This is a genomic window from Roseateles sp. YR242 (genome assembly GCF_900109745.1).
GTDB lineage: Bacteria > Pseudomonadota > Gammaproteobacteria > Burkholderiales > Burkholderiaceae_C > Roseateles.
In genome coordinates, this window is record NZ_FOAV01000015.1 from 83,065 (window position 1) to 101,894 (window position 18,830).

General features: G+C 67.3%; 16 protein-coding genes. 2 read left to right on the forward strand and 14 right to left on the reverse strand.

Features of this window, described 5'->3' with window-relative positions:
* Nucleotides 1-96 precede the first annotated feature (96 nt).
* Nucleotides 97-984, forward strand: a complete 888-nt coding sequence (locus BMY53_RS21780; protein WP_255370324.1) for a transporter substrate-binding domain-containing protein — start codon at nucleotides 97-99, stop codon at nucleotides 982-984.
* Between the two features lie 230 nt (nucleotides 985-1,214).
* Here BMY53_RS21780 and BMY53_RS21785 read toward each other — a convergent pair whose 3' ends face one another.
* The 14 genes from BMY53_RS21785 to gspG all read right to left on the reverse strand — a co-directional run bounded on the left by BMY53_RS21785 (nucleotide 1,215) and on the right by gspG (nucleotide 18,015).
* Nucleotides 1,215-2,333 (reverse strand): acyltransferase family protein, encoded by a 1,119-nt coding sequence (locus BMY53_RS21785; protein WP_177200994.1) that lies wholly within the window; start codon nucleotides 2,331-2,333, stop codon nucleotides 1,215-1,217.
* A gap of 327 nt (nucleotides 2,334-2,660) precedes the next feature.
* Complete coding sequence (locus BMY53_RS21790; RefSeq protein ID WP_092948621.1) at nucleotides 2,661-6,197, reverse strand: S41 family peptidase; 3,537 nt, start codon at nucleotides 6,195-6,197, stop codon at nucleotides 2,661-2,663.
* 54 nt (nucleotides 6,198-6,251) lie between these two features.
* Entirely contained in the window at nucleotides 6,252-7,151 is a 900-nt protein-coding gene (locus tag BMY53_RS21795; protein ID WP_092948623.1) for a 5'-nucleotidase, read from the reverse strand.
* A gap of 39 nt (nucleotides 7,152-7,190) precedes the next feature.
* On the reverse strand, nucleotides 7,191-8,399 hold the full coding sequence (gspF, locus tag BMY53_RS21800; RefSeq protein WP_092948625.1) for a type II secretion system inner membrane protein GspF: 1,209 nt from the start codon (nucleotides 8,397-8,399) through the stop codon (nucleotides 7,191-7,193).
* A gap of 2 nt (nucleotides 8,400-8,401) precedes the next feature.
* The gene (gene gspE / locus BMY53_RS21805; protein ID WP_092948627.1) at nucleotides 8,402-9,835 is read right to left on the reverse strand and encodes a type II secretion system ATPase GspE; all 1,434 of its coding nucleotides are present in this window, start codon (nucleotides 9,833-9,835) and stop codon (nucleotides 8,402-8,404) included.
* A gap of 19 nt (nucleotides 9,836-9,854) precedes the next feature.
* A complete protein-coding gene (gene gspD / locus BMY53_RS21810) occupies nucleotides 9,855-12,122 on the reverse strand; it encodes a type II secretion system secretin GspD (protein ID WP_255370325.1) in 2,268 nt (755 codons plus the stop codon).
* 2 nt (nucleotides 12,123-12,124) lie between these two features.
* On the reverse strand, nucleotides 12,125-12,994 hold the full coding sequence (gspN, locus tag BMY53_RS21815) for a type II secretion system protein N (protein ID WP_092948631.1): 870 nt from the start codon (nucleotides 12,992-12,994) through the stop codon (nucleotides 12,125-12,127).
* Entirely contained in the window at nucleotides 12,991-13,488 is a 498-nt protein-coding gene (gspM, locus tag BMY53_RS21820; protein ID WP_092948633.1) for a type II secretion system protein GspM, read from the reverse strand. The genes gspN and gspM overlap by 4 nt, the downstream gene beginning before the upstream one ends.
* Entirely contained in the window at nucleotides 13,485-14,801 is a 1,317-nt protein-coding gene (gene gspL / locus BMY53_RS21825; RefSeq protein ID WP_092948635.1) for a type II secretion system protein GspL, read from the reverse strand. Before gspL ends, gspM begins: the two co-directional genes overlap by 4 nt.
* 109 nt (nucleotides 14,802-14,910) lie before the next feature.
* Nucleotides 14,911-16,005, reverse strand: coding sequence for a type II secretion system minor pseudopilin GspK (gene gspK / locus BMY53_RS21830; protein WP_092948637.1), 1,095 nt, complete (start codon nucleotides 16,003-16,005; stop codon nucleotides 14,911-14,913).
* Nucleotides 16,002-16,616, reverse strand: coding sequence for a prepilin-type N-terminal cleavage/methylation domain-containing protein (locus BMY53_RS21835; protein WP_177200995.1), 615 nt, complete (start codon nucleotides 16,614-16,616; stop codon nucleotides 16,002-16,004). Before BMY53_RS21835 ends, gspK begins: the two co-directional genes overlap by 4 nt.
* An 89-nt stretch (nucleotides 16,617-16,705) precedes the next feature.
* On the reverse strand, nucleotides 16,706-17,089 hold the full coding sequence (gspI, locus tag BMY53_RS21840) for a type II secretion system minor pseudopilin GspI (RefSeq protein WP_255370326.1): 384 nt from the start codon (nucleotides 17,087-17,089) through the stop codon (nucleotides 16,706-16,708).
* Nucleotides 17,086-17,544 carry a type II secretion system protein gene (locus BMY53_RS21845; RefSeq protein WP_092948641.1) on the reverse strand — a complete coding sequence of 153 codons (459 nt, stop codon included), beginning with the start codon at nucleotides 17,542-17,544 and terminating at the stop codon, nucleotides 17,086-17,088. Before BMY53_RS21845 ends, gspI begins: the two co-directional genes overlap by 4 nt.
* A 36-nt stretch (nucleotides 17,545-17,580) precedes the next feature.
* Entirely contained in the window at nucleotides 17,581-18,015 is a 435-nt protein-coding gene (gspG, locus tag BMY53_RS21850) for a type II secretion system major pseudopilin GspG (protein WP_092948643.1), read from the reverse strand.
* A gap of 64 nt (nucleotides 18,016-18,079) precedes the next feature.
* Here gspG and BMY53_RS21855 point away from each other — a divergent pair, with 64 nt between their 5' ends.
* Entirely contained in the window at nucleotides 18,080-18,727 is a 648-nt protein-coding gene (locus tag BMY53_RS21855; RefSeq protein WP_092948645.1) for a hypothetical protein, read from the forward strand.
* The last annotated feature ends 103 nt before the right edge of the window (nucleotides 18,728-18,830 follow it).

Sequence of the window (18,830 nt, forward strand, 5' to 3'; positions counted from 1 at the left end):
CCTTGTCGCCAGGCCGGCTTTGCGCGCAAATCCAACGCTTGCCGGCACGCACCTGGGCCATGTCGTCCCGGGGCTGGTGCTGGCCGGAGTTGATGCATGCGTACCGACCTGATGTCCTCCCCTGAGGCGACGACGAGCCCACGTCGGCGCCAGTTCTGCGCGCTGGGCCTGGCGGGCGCGGTGGCTGTGGGGCCCCTGATGCTTGCAGGATGCGCCACGCCGGCAGGCAACGCTGTTACCGAAGCCGCTGCACGCGCCGAGTTGGGCCGCAGCGGCCGTCTGCGTGCCGCCATCAATCTGGGCAATCCCATCCTGGCTCGCCAAGGCGCGCGGCCGGGCGCGCCGGAGGGCGTCTCGGTGGATCTGGCGCGCGAAGTCGCGCGCCGGCTCAACCTCGAACTGGAGCTGGTGGAGTTCCAGGCCGCCGGCAAGGTGGTCGAGGCCGCGACGGCGGCGCAGGTGGATCTGGCCTTTGTGGCCATCGACCCTGTGCGCGGCGCCGGGCTGGATTACACCGCGCCCTATGTCGTGATAGAGGGCGCTTACATGGTGACCGACACCTCCCCCCTGAAACGCAACGAGGATGTGGATCGTGTCGGCGTCCGCGTGGCAGTCGGCCGAGGCAGCGCCTACGACCTGTTCCTGACGCGGGAGCTCAAATTCGCGCTTCTGGAGCGGGCACCCACCTCCCAGCAGGTGACGGATCTTTTCCTGTCCGGCGGGCTGGAAGTCGCCGCTGGTGTGCGGCAGCAGCTGGAAGCGGACATGCGCCGCCTGGCGGGTACCGCCACGCCGCCCTTGCGCCTGCTGCCCGGCCGCTTCATGGCCATCGAGCAGGCCGTGGCGGTGCCCAAGGGCAGGGCCGCAGCACAAGCATGGTTGACCGATTTCTTGGAGGAGATGAATGCCTCCGGCTTCGTGGCCGAGAGCCTGAAGCGCCATGGCATTGATGGTGCGGCGGTGGCGCCGGCCAGGCGCCGCTGATCGTTGGTGGGTGGTGAACGGACGGCGCTGGACGGACGGTGTTGAGTGTTCAGGGTTCGGTACTGAGCGCTCAGTACCAAATGCTCGGGGCTAAGTGCTCGGTGCCAAGTGCTTGGTACCAACCGCTCGGTATTGAGCGCTCAGCATTGAGCGGACCGTGTTGAGCGGACCCTGCCGAACGGCCGCACCACGCCTGCGGCCGTGGCCGCGTCGTGAGGTGTCGTTGCCTATCAGGGCCGTGTCATCGACACCGGTAGCTCCGGCCTGCGTTTCCCATTGCGCTGGCGCATCAGCAGGACGGTGAGTGGCTTCTCCAGCAGGAAATAACAGAGCACGCCCGCGACCACCCCTCCGCCGACCAGCAGAACGGCCACCAGATCCGCCCCCAGCGAGAGGTCGAACTTGCGGATCGCCCGCTCCGCATAAGGCATCACGCCCTGGTAGATCACCAGCACGTGCACCAGGTAGATCGAATAGGAGGCGTTGCCCAGCAACACCACCAGCTTGGGCCATTGCACCCGATCTTCCAGCCGCAGCACACCGATGAAGATCAGCGCCGCCGCCACGCCAAAACTCAGCGGCCGCCACGGCGTGTTCATGAGCCCGAGATAACTGGCGGTGGCAAAGAGCACCGCGCCGGCGGCGATCATCGCGATGGAGACGGCGATGTGGCGCCCCTTCCAGTTCACGAATTTCGCAATCGCCGCACCGAACAGGAACTCGAGCGTGATCGGGTCCGACAGGAACCCGTGCCAGACACTGGCCTCGGGGAGCAGTTGACCCAGCACGAATGCGGCCGCCAGGATGGTGCACAGCGCGCCGAACAGCTGGCGGCGTGCCACCACGATGGCAGCGGCAAAGCACAGGTAGAACAGCGCCTCGTAGCTCAAGGTCCACCCTACACCGACGATGGGCTGGATGTAGTGGTGCTCGTTGAAGGAAGGCAGGAAGAGGAACCCGCCCAGCCGCTGCGCAGACAGGCTGAAGCCGCGCTCGCCCGTGGCATACCACTGCAGCAATGCCGGTTTGAGCGCAAAGAGCGTGACCAGCGCATACATCGGCCACACCCGCAGCACCCGTTGCTGCAGGAAGTGCGACACCGGCCGCCGGCCCTCCACATAGCTGCCGGAGATGTAGACCATCAGGAAGCCGCTGAGGATGAAGAACACATCCACGCCGCCCGCGCCGGCCTCCACCAGCCAGTCCGGAAACACCGAGGGCCCCAGATGCATGGCCTCCGGCGCCTTGACCGTGGTGGCGCGCAATGCATGGTGAATCACCACGGCAAGCGCGGCAACAGCCCGCAGGGCTTGCAGGCCGACGATCTCCCGGTCTTTGGAATTGGGCATTCGGGTCCTTGTCCGGTCAGTGCCGAACTGGCTTGGCTCGGCGATGGATGCTAGGCGTGGCCGGCAATACCCGGCGTCAGCAACTGTGTCCATCCGTGAGGGACGTGCGGGGCGGGCGCCGGCGGGCACCCGCGCGCAGGGGCAATCGGCGCTCCCCGGGTGAAGCGGCCGCCTGGGCAAAGAGAAAGCGCTGAAAAGAAAAATCGCCCAAAGAAAGCGCCCAAAGAAAGCGCCCAAAGAAAGCGCCCAAAGAAAGCGCCCAAAGAAGAGCGCCCAAAGAAAAAGCGCCCCGAGGGCGCTTCGTCATTCTTTGCGGTTACCCATTCATCATTGGGTGATCGGCCGCGGATATGGCCCCGGCTTCGGCGTCAGCACTGGCGCTTCCTGGATCCGCTTCCTGAGCCAGGCCAGCGCGATGTCCAGTTGCGCATCTTGGCCATTGGCCGTGGCACGCGGCGGGTTGTCCACCCGGATGTCCGGGGTCACGCCCTTGCCTTCGACGATGAAGCTGCCGTCAGCCAGGATCTGTCCGTCCTGCGCCGCACGCATCATGCCCTTGTCCACCAGCCAGTTGCCGTCGGAGAGCCAGACACCGGCCCCCGAGGTCGTCACGCCGATGACCGGGCCCAGGCCCAGGCGCTTGAAACCTTCGGTGAAGGTCTCGCCGTCGGAGTAGGTTTCCTCGTTGGCCAGCACCACCACATGCCCGCGGAAGGTCTGTTGCATGTTGGGGTAGGGCTTGGAGCCCGCCGGTGAGCGGGGCTGCCAGAAGGCCCAGGCGCGGCGCGACAGCTTCTCCAGGATGAAGCTGTCGATATTGCCGCCGTTGTTGTGGCGCACGTCGATGATCAGGCCGTCGCGCTCGCTCTGTGCATAGAACTCGCGCGCGAAATCGGCGATGTCCTCGGCCCCCATGGCACGCAGGTGCACGTAGCCGATGTGGCCGCCGCTGGCCTGGTCCACAGCCTTGGCCTTGCCATAACGCCAGTCGTCCACGCGCAGCCGTGATTCACGGCGCAGGTCCACCGGCGTCACCACCACCGGCCGTGACTGGCCGCCGGGCTCCTGCAGCTGCAGCAGCACCTGCTTGCCGGCCTGGCCGCGCAGGCCCTCGGTGGGGTCGGGCCATTGGGTGGCGTCCTTGCCGTTGATGGCCGTGATGACCGAGCCCAGCGGGATGTTGAGGCCCGGTGCGGCCAACGGGCCGGCTTCAGAGGGCAGCTCCGGGTCGCCGCTGTAGATGCGGCTGATCTTCCAGCCCTTGCTGTCTCGCTCCAGCAGCGCGCCCAGGCCCGCCCAGCCGGGTTCCCCGCCTGACTGCCGAACATCGCCAGGGCGCACCGCACTGTGCAGCAGGCTGATCTCGCCCAGCATCTGCGCCATCACCTCGTTGAGTTCTCCGCGTTCGGTCACGCGCTCCACCAGCGGCGCGTACTTGGCACGCATGGCCAGCCAGTCAACGCCGTGCATGTCCTTGTCGTAGACGTAGTCGCGCTGCATGCGCCAGCCATCGGCAAACATCTGGCGCCATTCGGCCTTGGGGTCCACCGCGATCTGCCAGTCGCTCCAGTTCACGCGGGCCTTGTCCAGCTCGCCAGGCAGCTTGGGGCCGGCATCCACGATGAGGATGTCCGGGGCGGTCGCACCGGCGGCAACCTTGCGGATCATCAGCTTCTTGCCGTCGGCGCTGAGCTCGAAGGTCTGCACCTGCTCCGCCACGGTCTCCGCCTTGGTCTCCTGCGCAGCGATGGGCAACTGCTTCAGCACCTTGCGTTCCAGCAGGTACAGGCGCTTGGCATCCACCCGCAGGTCGTCGTAGTTGCCAGCGGCCAGCGGCACTTCATAGAGGCGCTCCGCCAGGCCGTTCAACTCGATGGCGGGTTTGGCCTTGGCGGCACCGTCCGCCTTGGCACTGGCGGACGTAACCTTGTCGTTCTTCTCGCGGGAGGCCTTGTCGTCGGCCTTGTCCTTCTTGTTGTCCTTCTCATTGCTACGTTCCTCGTCCTGGGCCTTGGCGCTGGCGGACTGCAGCTCATCGGGCGCGGCGAACGGGAAACGCAGGCCGGGCTGCAGCGCCAGCGCATAGACCTTCCATCCGCGATCAAACTGCGGCCCCATGTTGCGGTCGCCCCAGGGCGCGCCATTGGCGCTGACCACAAAGCTGCGTCGGGAGAGGAAGTACAGCCACTGGCCATCCGGGCTGAAGCTCGGCGCGGCCGAGGCGTAGCGGTCGCTGGTGAGCTGATGCGCGTGCTGGTCGGTCACGCTGTAGAGCATCAGCTGCGTGCGATAGACGTTGGAGGTGTTGCGGACATAGGCCAGCGCCTTGCCATCGGCCGACCAGCGCATCTGCTGGATGCCGTCGCCGGTGATGTCGCGATCGATCTCACGGGTGGCCGCGGCCTCGTCCCGGGCCTGCAGATCGGTGAGGAAGAGGCGGCCTTCCTTGTCGTCGTGGGCGATCCAGCGGCCGTCCGGCGAGGGCAGCAGGTGCTGGCGCATGGCGGTGGCGCCGGTGGTGATCTGCCGGGCCTCACCCGTGCCGTTGGCGGCCAGGCGCCAGATCTCGACTTCACCGCTGAAATCGCACATCGAGAAGACCGCGCGGCTGTCCGCGCTGAAGGTGGCATCACGGCAGCGGCCGGCGTTGTCCAAACCCTTGGGCACACCGAGTTCGGCGCGGCGCAGTGGGCCCACGCCCTGGGTGGCCAGATGGCCGCGGCTGGTGAGCACCACACGCTCGCCATCCGGCGAGAGCGCGACGTCGGTCAGGAAGTCCTGCGGCTTGCCCACCCAGCGGCGGCGCACTTGGTCGTAGTCGCTGCCCAGTGTGAAGGCGATCTTCTGGCCTTGCTGAGCCGGGCTAACGGCGGAGGCATTCAAGTCCAGGCGGAAAAGGTCCGCACCCAGCGCATAGACCACCTGTTGCCCGCTGATGCTGGCGTGGCGAATGTCCCAGCCCTGGTGGTGGGTGTGCTGGCGCAGGTCCGAGCCATCGGCGGCCACCGACCAGAGGTTGTAGGTGCCATCACGGTCCGAGAGGAAGGCCACGCGCGCCTGGCCCTGCGCATCGCGGTAGGGCATGGGGCGGCGGTCATTGCTGCCTTCGGCGACCAGGGGGCGGGCCTCGGCCTGGCTGTCGAGGTCCATCACCCACAGGCGGGCGATGGCGCCGCCCCGGTACTGGCGGGCGTTGTCGTTGCGCAGGCCGTTGCGGGTGAAGTACAGGCGTTGCCCGTCATCGCTGAGCGCGCCGTCAGCCGCCTGGCCGACGGGCAGGGCGCGGCGTTGACCGGTGTCAATGTTGACGAGATAGAGCTGGGTGCCGGCTTCACCCCGTTCGGTGGCACCCGTGTAGAGCACTTCGTTGCGGCGGGTGATGCCCCACACACGCACGGCACCGGTGTCCCAGCTCAGGCGCTTGGGAACCCCGCCGTTGGCCGCCATCACGTAAACGTCACCCACGCCGCCGTCGTACTGACCCACGAAGGCCAGCCAGCGCCCATCGGGCGAGAGCGCGGGGTGGGTCTCACTGCCGAGATGAGTGGTCAGCCGCTGGGCGGTGCCCCCTTGCAGGCTGGCGCTCCAGAGATCGCCCTCCGCCACGAACACCACGCGGTCACCTTGCAAGGTGGGCTGACGGTAGAAACCTTCGGCGGGCGTGGGGATGGCCGAGTCTGCCGCTGCGGCCGAAGCGGATGTAGCAGCAGTAGCAGCCGTAGCGGCGGCCCTCACGGCCGTGGTTGATGTGCTGGCATCAGCGGGCGCTGCGGCTGCAGGAGCCAGGGCGGTCAGGCCACAGGCGGACGCGGCGGCAGCAGCCACGATCGACAGACGGGCGAGGCCCGGAAAGGTGAAGCGCATGGCGGGTCAGGGGGCGGCTGGAGGGAAGCGCCCATTCTGACCGGGGCGGGCGCTTCAGTGATTCGTCACACCCGTGGTCACATGGCCGGACGGCACATGAACCACGGCACTTTCGATGTGGCCGACCTGGTCGTCGAAGAAGAAGTCAGGCTCGAATTCCCTGAGGAACTCCCCCTTGGCGAGGCCGCCGAGGAACATGGCCTCGTCCACCTCCACCTCCCAGTCCATGAGTGTGCGGATGGCGCGCTCATGCGCCGGGGCGCTGCGGGCCGTGACCAGGGCGGTACGGATGCGCATGGGGCCGGTGGGCGCATGCTGCAGGCGTTGCAGTTCGTGGAGCACCTGCTTGAACGGGCCGGCGGGCAGCGGCGTGAGCTTGCGCTCTCGCTCGTGGGCCTGGAAGGCATCCAGCCCGTCGCGCTGGAAGACCTGTTCGGCCTCGTCGGAAAACAGCACCGCATCGCCGTCAAAGGCGATCCGCAGCTCTTCCGGATAGGCGGCCGACGCTCGTGCGGACAGCGGAAACACCCGCGCGGCGGCCACACCGGCAGCGAGCGCCGAGCGCACGTCCTCCTCATTGGCCGACAGGAACAGATGGGCCTTCAGCGGCCGCAGATAGCGCCACGGGCTCTGGCCGCGGGTGAACACCCCCCGCAGGATGGGCAGCCCGTAATGCTGGGCGGAACGGAACACCCGCATGCCGGAGATCGGGTCATTGCGGGACAGCACCACCACCTCCACGCGTGGCGGTTGCCCGGGGGTATTGAACGCCAGCAACTTGTGCACCAGCGAAAACGCCGTGCCGGGTTTGGCGGGTTGCTCCAGGCGCTGCTGTTGCAGCTGCATGTAGGCACGGTCGTCGCCGCCTTCGAAGAGGCGGTTTTCCTCTTCGAAGTCGAACAACGCACGCGATGAAATCGCTACGACCAGTTGGCCATCAAGATTCGCAGGCATGCCCCATGATAGCCAGCGCGTGTCGCGCCGGCCGTGGCCTTACTGCGTGGCCAGCTTGTTCATGTCGATGATCGGCAGCAGGACGGACAGCACGATCAGCATGACGACCCCGCCCATGGCCACGATCAGCAGCGGCTCCAGCAGCGTGGCCAGGGTCATCGCGCGGCGCTTCACCTCGTTGCCCAACTGCCGGGCGGCGCGCTGCAGCATGTCGGGCAACTGCCCCGTCTGCTCACCCAGCCGGGCAAACATCGAGAGCAGCCCCGGGAAACGCTTCTTGCCCGCCAGTGCCGCACCCAGCGGTGCGCCCTCACGCACCTGGACCAGGGCATCCATCGCATCGGCGCGCATGGCATGGTTGGAGAGGGTTTCGGCCGCCGCCTGAAGCGCTTTCAGGATGGGCACACCCGCACCGGCCAGCATCGCGAGCGTTCCGGAGAAACGTGCCGCGTTGTAGCCGCGAGCAATGCGGCCCACCACCGGCAAGTTGAGCCAGGCCGCATCAAAACGCTGGCGCGGACCTTCCTTCTTGAGGATCTGGCGCACCGAGATGCCGCCCGCCACCAGCACGGCGATGAGCAGCAGGCCCCAATTGCGCAGCAGGTCGGAGGTGCCCATCATCAGCCGGGTCAGCAGCGGCAGGGTCTGACGGGTCTGGGTAAAGACCGCCGCCACCTGCGGCACCACATAGGTCAGCAGGAAACCCACCGCCAGCAGCGAGATGAAGCAGACGATGATGGGGTAGGCCAGTGCCCCAAACAGTTCGGCCCGCAGGCGCTGGCTCTCTTCCAGGTCGTCCGCCAGGCTTTCCAGCACGGGGCCGAGTGCACCGCTCTGCTCGCCGGCAGCCACCACGGCGCGATAGACGTCGTCGAATTCGCGTGGCGCGATGGCCAGCGCTCGGGCGAAGGGGGAGCCGCCGTTGACCTCGGCCTTGAGCGACGACATCAGGTCCCGCTGGCGGGGTTCGTCGGACTCATCCGCCAGCGCGGCCAGCGAACGCTCCAGCGGCAGCCCGGCCGAGACCAGACCGGCCAGTTGGCGGGTCCAGACAGAAAGCCCGGCGCCATTGAACACGCGGCGCGACCAGCGGGTCTGTGACCGGGGCGCGGCCACCGGCTGCACGTCCATGGGCACGAGCCCCTGCGTGCGCAACTGGGCCCGCGCTGCGCGTGGGTTGTCCGCTTCCAGCAGGCCCTGGCGGGGCTTGCCGGCGCTGTCCAGCGCTTCGTATTTGTAGGCGGGCATAACTACTCGCGGGTGACGCGCAGCACTTCGGCTTCGGAGGTGACGCCGGAGGCCACCAGCCGGTCCCCGTCCTCGCGCATGGAACGCAGGCCATTGGCGCGCGCGGCCGCCAGCAGATCGGCTTCGGCGGCTTGGCTGTGGATGAGGTGCCGGGTCTTGTCGTCGCAGACCATCAGCTCATACACGCCGGTTCGGCCCTTGTAGCCGCTGGAGGAGCAGTTGGTGCAGCCCACGGGGTGGTAACGCGTGCCACCGCCGGGCAACGGCTCGGCCGACTTGCACACCGGGCAGAGCTTGCGCACCAGACGCTGCGCCAGCACCCCCAACAGGCTGGAGCTGAGCAGGAAAGGCTCCACGCCCATGTCGGTCAGGCGGGTCACCGCGCTGACAGCATCGTTGGTGTGCAGCGTGGCCAGCACCAAGTGGCCGGTCAGGGAAGCCTGGATGGCAATCTGGGCGGTTTCATAGTCCCGGATTTCACCGATCATGATGACGTCCGGATCCTGCCGCAGGATGGCGCGCAAGGCCTTGGCAAAGGTCAGGTCGATGCGGGCATTGACCTGGGTCTGGCCGACCCCGGACAGCTCGTATTCGATCGGGTCTTCCACCGTCAGCACGTTGGTGGTGGAGGTGTCCAGCGTCTGCATCGCCGCGTACAGCGTGGTGGTCTTGCCCGAGCCCGTGGGGCCGGTCACCAGCACGATGCCGTGGGGTTGCTGCACCAGCCGCTGGAAGCGCTCCAGCCGCTCGCCGTCCATGCCCAGCGCGGTCAGGGTGAAGCGGGATTCCGACTTGTCCAGCAGACGCAGCACCGCACGTTCACCGTGCGCCGACGGCAGGGTGGAGACCCGCACGTCGATGGCGCGGCCGCCGATGCGCAACGAGATGCGGCCGTCCTGCGGCAGGCGCTTCTCGGCGATATCCAGCTCGGCCATGATCTTCAGCCGCGAGATCAGTGCCGCGTGCAGCGCGCGGTTGGGGCGCACCACTTCGCGCAGCGTGCCGTCCACCCGGAAGCGCACGCTGCTTTCGCGTTCGTACGGTTCGATGTGGATGTCGCTGGCGCCGTTGTTGGCCGCCTGCGTGAGCAGCGCGTTCAGCATGCGGATGATGGGCGCATCATCGGCCGCTTCCAGCAGGTCGGCCACGGCGGGCAGGTCCTGCATCAGGCGCGAAAGATCCACGGCGCTTTCGACCTCGCCCACCACCAGGGCGGCGCTGTCTTCACCGCCGGCATAGGCCGCCTGCAGCCGGGAAGCCATGTCGGCAGGGCTGATGCATTCCACCCGGTGTGGGGTGTGCACGCGCTGCAGTTCGGAGAGCGTGCCCAGGCTGGCCATCGGCGTGGCCCAGAGCGTGCGCTGCTCGCCGTCGTCCTCCAGGAGCAGTTGCTGGCTGCGGGCGAAGGCGTAGGGCAGGGGATGGCGGGTGGCCATGGCTCGTGTCCTTCTTCGCTCAGCGGGCCGGCTCGGAGGCGGGCTGCGTGGGTGCCAGCACTGGCGGCGTGGGCAGAATCGGCGAGGATGCGGGCTTTTCGGGGATCAGTGGAGCGCCGGTGTTGGGCAGGACCAGTGTCTTGGCAGGTTGCACTTCCTGCTGGTAAGCGCGGATGGCGTCGTAGCGGTCGACCGTGATCTGGTTGGAGTTTTCCGGGGTGCGAAGCACCACGGGGCGCAAGAAGATCATGAGGTTGGACTTGGTGCGCTGACGACTCTGATTCTTGAACAGGTTGCCAATCAACGGGATGTCTCCCAAACCGGGGACCTTATCTTCGCCGTCGCTGTATTCGTCCTTGAGCATGCCTCCCAGAACGAGGACCTGACCGTCTTCCAGCGTCACAGAAGTTTCCACCGCACTCTTGTCCAGCGTGGCCCCACCTTGATTGTTGGAGGTGCCATCCACCACGCTTGAGTTCTCCTGATAGACCTTGATGCGCACGGTGCCGTTTTCACCCACCTGCGTCTTCACCTTCAGGCGCAAACCAACGTCTCGGCGCTCATAGGTCGCGAAGGGGGTGGTGGTACTTGATCCTGTCGTCGTCGCAACGTTCCCGGTTTGCAGCGGCACGTTGCGGCCGATGATCATGTCGGCTTCTTCGTTGTCCTGTACGACCAGCGAGGGCGTAGAGAGGACGTTGGTTCCGGCAAGTTGCTCAAGCGCGTTGGCCACAGCGCCGAGTGTCAGGTAGTTGCCGATCTTCTTGACCACGCCAAGGTTCAGACCCTGCGGAAGGGCCCCTGAGGCCAATGCGCCACCAATCGATACCGTAGAAGTACTGTCGACCCCTACAGCCGTAGCGGCAGTGAGGTTGAGAATATTGCTGTAGCTGCTGCCATAGTTGGTACCAATGCCGACAGAGCCGAACAGGTTTTGCCACTGCACACCGAATTGACCGACCTTGCTGACGTCGACCTTGACCACCAGCGCCTCGATATAGACCTGGGCCCGTCTGGAATCCAGTTGCTCGACCACTGCACGGATCTGGCGGTACATGGGCTCCGGCGCGGTAATGACCAGCGAGTTGGTGGCCGGGTCCGCCTGCACGAAGCCGCCGGTATTGACTTGCGCCGCGGCAGACACCTGGGTAGACGCATTGGAACCGCTTGAGCTGCTGGACGAACTGCCGGAACTGCCGCTGCTGAAGGAGGAGTTTCCACCGGAGAAGCCGCCATTGGCGCTGTTGCCGCCTCCGGCATTGCCAGAGCCGCCGGTGGCCAGGCCGCCGACGGTGCTGTTGCCACCACCGGAACCGCTGCCACCGCCCGCTGCTGCGCTGTTGGCGCTGAACGCAGCCCGCAGCACCGTGGCCAGGCGCACGGCGTCCGCGTTTTTCAGGTAGATCACGCGGATGTTGCCGTTGGAGGCATCGATGCCGGGCTGATCCAGCTTGGCAATCATGGCGCGCAGCTGCATCAGCTTGGCGGGATTGGAGGCCCGCACGATCAGCGAGTTGCTGCGCGGATCCGCCAGCACGCTGGTGCCGCCCGTGGCGCCACCGCCGCCACCCGGCTGGCCCGGTACGCCGCTGCCACCTTCGGACAAGCGCTGCACCAGCTGCACCACATCCGAGGCCACGGCATTGCGCAGCGGGATCACCTCGATGTCGGTGTTGGAGGGCTGGTCCAGTGCCGCGACGATGCGGCTGATGCGCTGCAGGTTCTCGGCGTAGTCGGTGATCACCAGGCTGTTGTTGCCCGGGTTCGCATTGATCGTATTGTTGGGTGTGATCAGCGGACGCAGCACCGCCACGAGGTTGTTGGCGTTCTCGTGGTTGAGCTTGAAGATCTGCGTGACGATCTGGTCACCGCGCTGGCGGCTTTCCGTGCCGATGGAAACACTGCCGGTCTGCAGTTTGGCTTCCGCTTCCGGCACCAGCTTGAGCAAGCCGCCCGCATCCACCATGGCAAAGCCCAGGCCGCGCAGGGAGGCCAGGTAGCTCAGATAGGCCTCCTGCACCGGTACCGGCTGCTCGGCAGTCAGCGTCATCGTGCCCTTGACGCGAGGGTCCACCAGGATCGGCTTGCCCAGCGCGGCCGAGATGGCCCGGGACACGGCTTCGATGTCGGTGTTGACGAAGTTCAGTGTGACGGGCGTGCTCGGCTTGACCGCTGGCTGGCGGCGGGTGCCGGACGGGTTGTTCTGCTGGGCCTGCACCGGCAGGCTGGCGGCGATCAGGCTCATGGCCAATGCCAGGGCCGTCGGTCGCATCATGTAGTTTTTCATGCTCATCCCACCGAGATGATCGAGCGCGCTCCCTCGCGGCGCCCGATGATGTTCAACAAGTTGGCCAAAGCGGCCTCACTGCCGGGTGCCGCACTGGCGTCACCACGGAATTGCACGCGATTGCCCAGGCTGCCCTGGCCATTCAGCTGAAGCGGGCCCTGCAGCGTCTGCAGCATGAGTTGCGGCGTGGTCGAGCCCAGCACGCTGAGGCGGTAGCTGCCCAACGGGTCCACGGAAGAGAGCCGCGAGGACATGTCCAGCAGGTCCAGCTGGATGATGCCCTGGACCTGCCAGCGGCCCTGGTTGCGCTCGACGCGGAACTGCTGGGCGCTCAGCGCGAGGCGACCTTGCGGGGCCAGCGTGTTCCAGGGCGTGCCCAGGCCGCTCAGCCAGGAGGCCGGCCATTGGATCCAGGGGCGGTCACTGCCCGTCTCGGGCAGGCGCAGCGCAAGATTACCCAGACCCACCCGCAGGGTCACCGCTGCGTCCGGGCGGATGCAGCAATCCTGGTTCAGGGTGAGTTGCAGCCCGGCGCCGCCGGAGATCCAGGCCGGGCGCAGCGACCAGAAGAGGCGGTCCGGCAGTTCGCTGGCATCGCGGCTGCCGGCACCGGCGCTCAGGATGACGCGGGCGCTGCCGCTCCAGATGCTGCCGCGGGCATCCGCCAGCAGCAGGCGTTGCTGGGTGGCCGAGGCCAGTGCCGAGGCCAGCCAGGTGGCGGGTGCCCAGCAGACCAGCGCCGTCACCAGGCCCAGGATGGCGCCGGCCCAGGCCCAACGCCGGCTGGGCGGCTTGGGAATGGGCAGCGGCACCGGGCGCGCCAGGCGGCGAGCGGTGGACGCGGAGATGGTTCGGCTCAGGCGGCGGATCATGTGCCGGAGGCGCTGGGCAGCACCACGGTGAGCCGGCCGCTATAGCCTTGGGGTCCGGATTGCAGCTCCACTTCCTGAGGCCGCGCACGTGCGGACTGCCGCGCCTCGGTGAGCCAGGTGGCCAGGGCCGCGCCGGTAATGCCCCGCAGGCGCAACTGGGCCTGCGGGCCGGTCAAGGTCAGTTCGGCATTGGGCCCCAGGCGCTCGGTGGCACTGCGCAGGGCGGTGATGGACTGCTCCTGCGGCACCGGCAAGGCATCCTTGAGCTGCTGGGCCTGCTGGGCCAGTGCACGCATCTGCCGCAGTTCGCTGTCCAGGCGGTCAATCTCGATGGGTGCCTTGGCGAGCGTGGTCCATGCGGGCGAGATGGCGATCAGCCACAGCAGCGCCACGGCGATGGCGCCGGCTGCCATGCGCGTCATCTGCCGCTCACGCGGCTGGGCGGCCTGCCAGCGTTCTTCAAGCTGGCGCAACCAGGGGGGAGAGCTCTTCATCGTGTGGTCGGCCGCAAACTCAATTGGAGGGCATCGCCTTCGTCGCTGACACGCAGGTTCGGGTTCTGACCCAGGCGGTCACGCATCTGATCACGGATCGGCCCGGGCAGGCCGGTCAGTAACAGGCGGTTGGATTCATAACGCAGCCCCTGCAGCGGCGGTTGGCCGGGCGGCATGGCCCGGGCCACGGCGGCCAGCAGGTCTTCCAGGTCTCCGGGGCCCACCTGGCCGGCGCGGGCACGGGCGGTTTCGGTCTCGCGCTGCATTTGTGCCGGGGCGTCCCGGATGGTGCGAACCTGCGGGAAGCTCTGGCGCAGCAGGGTTTCCTGCTCCACGTGGCGGGCGTTCACGGCCCGGCGCTGCTGGAAGGCCATGACGTTCAGGCCGATGATCTGGACGACCACCAGGCCGATCACGCCCCAGCGGAAGGGGCGCCAGTCGGGCGTCTGCATGACGTGCCAGGCGCGGTAGACACGCTGCCAGCCACGCTGGCGCGGTGTCAGGTCGAATTGCAGCAGGTTGATCGGCGCCAGGCGGGCGGCCCAGGCGCGTTCGGTGTCGTTCACCACTTCCACCGGGCGGCCCAGCCAGCGTTCGGCCTCGGCGGAGACCACGGGGCTGGCGGTCAGCTTGGCTTGTTCCCACCAGCTCTCCCCCAGCCAGGTGCGGACACCGGTGCTGTGCATGGGGAAGCTGGCGATGCCCGAGGGTGTCCAGGCGCGCAGACGGGGCTGACCATCGCTGCCCTGGTCCACATGACCGCCCAGCAGTTCACCGGGCCAGGAGAGCGGGAGCAGGGATTCCAGCAGGAGGCCGGCGGCCTGGAAGGCCTCCAGATGGGAGCGCAGCGGGTCGCGGGCGATGGCAGCGACCCAGCGGGACGGGTGTTCGCCGTCATCCAGCTGGGTGTCCTGATGGCCCGGGATTTCGGTCGGGGGCGCATCCAGGCGGGCGGCCCGGGCGGCTCGGGCGGCGGCCAGGGCCTGCTTGGCCGGCGCGTCGACGTCCATGATGGCCAGGTGCAGCCGTTCCGGATCGTCCAGCAATTGTTCTTCCAGCACCCCGGACAGCGCACTGCGCAGCTTGGGGCCCTTGAGGGCCAGCGGCAGCCGTACGGTGTGCCAGCTGATGGCGGCGTCACCGATGAGGGCAATCACCCGGTCGGCCTTGGGCATGGCGGACAGCGACGCGCGCTCGCCACGCCCCCCCGTCCGGGCCGGGGCCTGGGCGTCGGGGCTGAACCAGAATTCGTAATCTTGGGTGCCAGCCGCTGGTGAGAGCGGGGTGGGCAGCAGGATGAGCAGCGTACTCATGAGAAGGCGGATTCTAGGAGGGCTCCGCGACAGAACGGCGGCAGAAGCCTCCGCACAAGCCCCTATGTGGGGCGATCGTTACGTCTGGGCGCAATTCCGGGGACTGGGCCTACTTGCCTGGGAAGGCCTGCAGGGATGTGGATTGTTGAATGTACTGGCGGTCGAGCACCTTGGTGATCAGGCTGGTGTCCCGCCACACCAGGGAACGCATGGTAACCAGCCGGTCCTCCAAACGAAGCTGCCCTGTGACGAAGAAATATTGGCTGGTCGTCTGGCCCAGGCCGGTCAGGTCCACCGATTGAGGAATGTAGTTGCCGAGATCGGCGCTGGTCACGCCCTTGGCTTCGCGGGCGCGAACGATTTGATCAGCAACCGAAAGCGTCATGTTCGCATCCAGCGCGGCGAGGACCTCGCGAGGCGCCGTGTTGATGTTCACCGGTGTCGGCGTGATGAGCTTGGCGTTGGTTTGGCTGGGCGGCAGGATGACCACCAGTGGCTTCAGGCGATCCACCTGCTCCTGGGTCAGGCCCAGCCAGGTGAGCTGGTCCACCCGCGTTGGCAGCAGCGGCGAGGTGCCGTTGGTGGTGCTGCCGGTGGACCCGCCGGTCGTGCTCCCCGATCCCGTGGCGGTTTCGGTGGTGGAGACCGGGAAGGCTTCGCGCAGGCGCTTCTGTACGTCGCTGGCCAGGCTGCTACTGAGCCCGGCCGCCTGGAACAGACGCTGGGCGATGGCCAGCTGCTTGGGAGGATTGGTTTCCTCCACCGGAATCAGGTTGTAGAGGTTGTAGCGCCCCTGGGCGTCTTCAATGCGCCCGGACAGGTAGGCCTCCGGGCCGCTGTCGGCGGAATGGTTGTCGTCAGTAGCTAAAAAGCTGGCCAACTTCGCTTCGGCCAGCGGCACGGCCCAGACCTCGCCGTTGTAGTCGACCGCATTGGCCCCGGCGGATTTGTTGGCGCGCATGTCTTCCCGCAGGATCAGGCGAGCCCAGTCGAGTGCGCCCTGCAGTACCCAGTCTGACTGCGCGCGTCCACGCTCGGCCGATTCGATCTGGATGCTGCGCGCCTGGCGCCATAGCATGGCCGCCGCGATGGTGGTGACGAGGGTGACGATGAGCAACGCGGTCAGCAGCGCGGCACCCCGGGCGGCTTGGTGCCGAAGCACCGGGAGACCGGGTGACCGGGCGCGGCGATAGCCCGCGCTCACCGCGTGCCTCCGGCCGGGACGATGACTTCGCGAACCAGCTCACCGTTGTAGCCGTCACCGCCGCCAAACTGCACTTTCATGCGCACGCCGCTCGGGACGGTCTTGGTGACGCCGTCATCCTGGTCGCCACTGGACTGGGCATTGCTCCAGGCGGTGTTCCGGAAGAAATAGACCTGCCAACCCAGCACCCCGCCGACACCCGGCGAACCGCTGATCTCCTGGCCGGCCAGTTGCTGGCTGCGGAACCAGGCGTCCTGCAGGCCGCTGATGGTGGTGGTGGCCGGGGAGGCCCAGCGGGTGAGCCTGCCGTCCTTCACCTGCCAGGCGACCATCTGCATGCCGCCCGCGCAGCGGCGCGTCAGGCGCAGGGTGGCGCCGTCAAAGGTGAGGGCGTTGACCTGCTTGCTGTCCTGCACTTCACGCAAGTCCAGCTCCCATTGGCGCACCAGCGTGTTGATGGTTTCCGCACTGTCCATGTGGGCCTCGGTGGCGTCACGCGTGGTGCTCAACGCCGACACGGCCCGCCAGGCCATGACACTCATCATGGCCATGATCACCAGCGCCACCAGCACCTCGATCAAGGTGAAACCACGCCCTCGGGTGGCCCGCATTGGGGCGCGCGCTGCCGCTTGATACATGGACAACCTGACTACGCTTGACCTGGCTGACCTGGCTGACTTGATTGGTGGGGTCTGGCGCATCAATACCTGCCAATCACGGTGGTGATGCTGACCAGCGCCTGGCCATCGGTGTCGAACACCCGCAGCTCCACGCGCCGGAAATTGGGGTTGGCCGTGGTGGCCACCTCGGTTCTGCCGCTGAAGCTGTGGCCCAGCTGGGTGCAGGAGAAATCCGAGTTGCCGGTGCCGGGAAAGGCCGTGTTCAAGCGGATCTCGGTGAGTTCGTTTTCGGCGCACCACTGGGCCATGCCGTTGAGGGACAGGCGTTGCGCGTTGTTGGTCATGGTGGCGGCCGCGCGCATGCCGGCGGCCAGGCACAGGCCCACGATGGTGAGCGCCACCAGGACTTCAATGAGCGTAAATCCGGCCACGCGGACGGTCGGCCGTGCCGGCGGCCGCATCATTGCGCGTTCCCCCGATCCAGGGTGAAGGGCCGCAGGCCGTCCGTCACGAGGGCGATATGCGCGTCGCCCCGGGTCAGCACGATGCGCTGGGCGCCGATGATGGGCTCCGGACCCAGGCGGACACTGCCGTTGTTTTCTCTTGGCCCCTCGACATTCACGCCGGGCTCCTCGCCCAACCAGGTGCGGTTGAGTTTGAGCCGTTGCACCAGGTCGAGCGGCAGGCCGGTGAAGCGGAACTGGCCCTGATCGGTTTGCCAACGGACGTCCAGGGACGCCGCTCGGGCTTCGGCACGGGCGGTTTCCAGCACGCTGGCCAGATGCAGGGCTTCACGCTCCAGATCGGCACCGCCCGTATTGCGCAGCGACACCGCCACGGTGGCACTGGCCACCGCCACGATGGTGATGGCCACCAGCAGTTCGATCAGGGTGAAGCCGCGGCTGCGGCGCTTGGTCATGTTCGCCTGGCGTGGGAAACGAATCGGCAGGACCGGTCAGTCCCAGGAACCGATGTCGGCGTCGTTGCCTTCGCCGCCCGGCTTGCCGTCGGCCCCCAGGCTGTAGACATCGATCTCGCCCTTCAGGCCGGGGCTGTCATATTGATAGGGGTTGCCCCAGGGATCCTTGGGCAGCTTCTCGATATAGATCTTCCAGTTGCCCGGAACGGTGCCGCTGGTGGGCTTGCTCACCAGGGCACTGAGGCCCTGGTCGCCCGTGGGGTAACGGCCGTTGTCCATCTTGTAGAGCTTGAGCGCCTGCACCAGCGTGGTCACGTCCTGGCGTGCGGCGGTCTTGCGCGCATCGGCCACGTGGTTCATGACCGCTGGCACCACGACGGCGCCCATCACGGCCACGATGGTGATGGCGACGATCAGTTCGATCAGCGTAAAGCCGCGGCTGGCGCGGCGCGAAGAAAACTTGCGTTGCATGGTTTTGCAATCCTGGCGCTGGGCTGCCCGTCTGCGGCCCGTTGCGGTGAATCATAATCGGCGCATGCATGCACGTTGGTTAAGCTTCGTGATCTGGGCGCTTCTGGCGGCCAGCCTGGCCTATTGGTCGCTGATGCTCATGTCCCGCGGGCCTGTGGCGCCGGGGCAGGTGCAGCCGGCGCTCTCGTCAGGCGCCGCTGGCGACTGGACTCGCGTATTCACTCAGGAAGCTCCGTCCGCTGCGGTGGAATCGGCGTCTTCGCGCTATCAACTGCTGGGCGTGGTGGCCCCGTCGGCCAACCAGGCTTCCGGTGAAGGCGTGGCGTTGATCTCCGTCGGCGGGGGTTATGCGCGCCCGTTCCGGGTCGGACAGGTGGTGGATGGTGACATTCAGTTGCTGGAAGTGAGCCGTCGCGAAGTGGGTCTGGGGCGCGGGAGTGCGGTGTCCATCCGCCTGGCCCTGACGCCAGTGGCGGGCGCTCCGTCGCCTTCGCCCCTGCCAGCCATGCCGGGCCAGCCGCCGCAGGGCATGCAGCCGCCACCGGGCCAGGGCATGATGCCCCCGGGGACGCTGCCCCCCAACCAGCAAGGTATTTCGCTCAACGCCCCACCAGGCAGCGCCATGGGGCAGGGCGGCTCGCCGCTGGCCGTGAGCGGCATGTTGCCGTTGGGCGGCCCCCAACAGCCGCCGGACAACGCGGTCACGCATTGATCGGTGGTTGCCCGGCCAATGAGCCGGGTTGACCGGGTTGACCCGTGGTGCACCTGTGGTTGACGACCGTATGACCTGGGCCGGGATGCTCCCGGACTGAGGC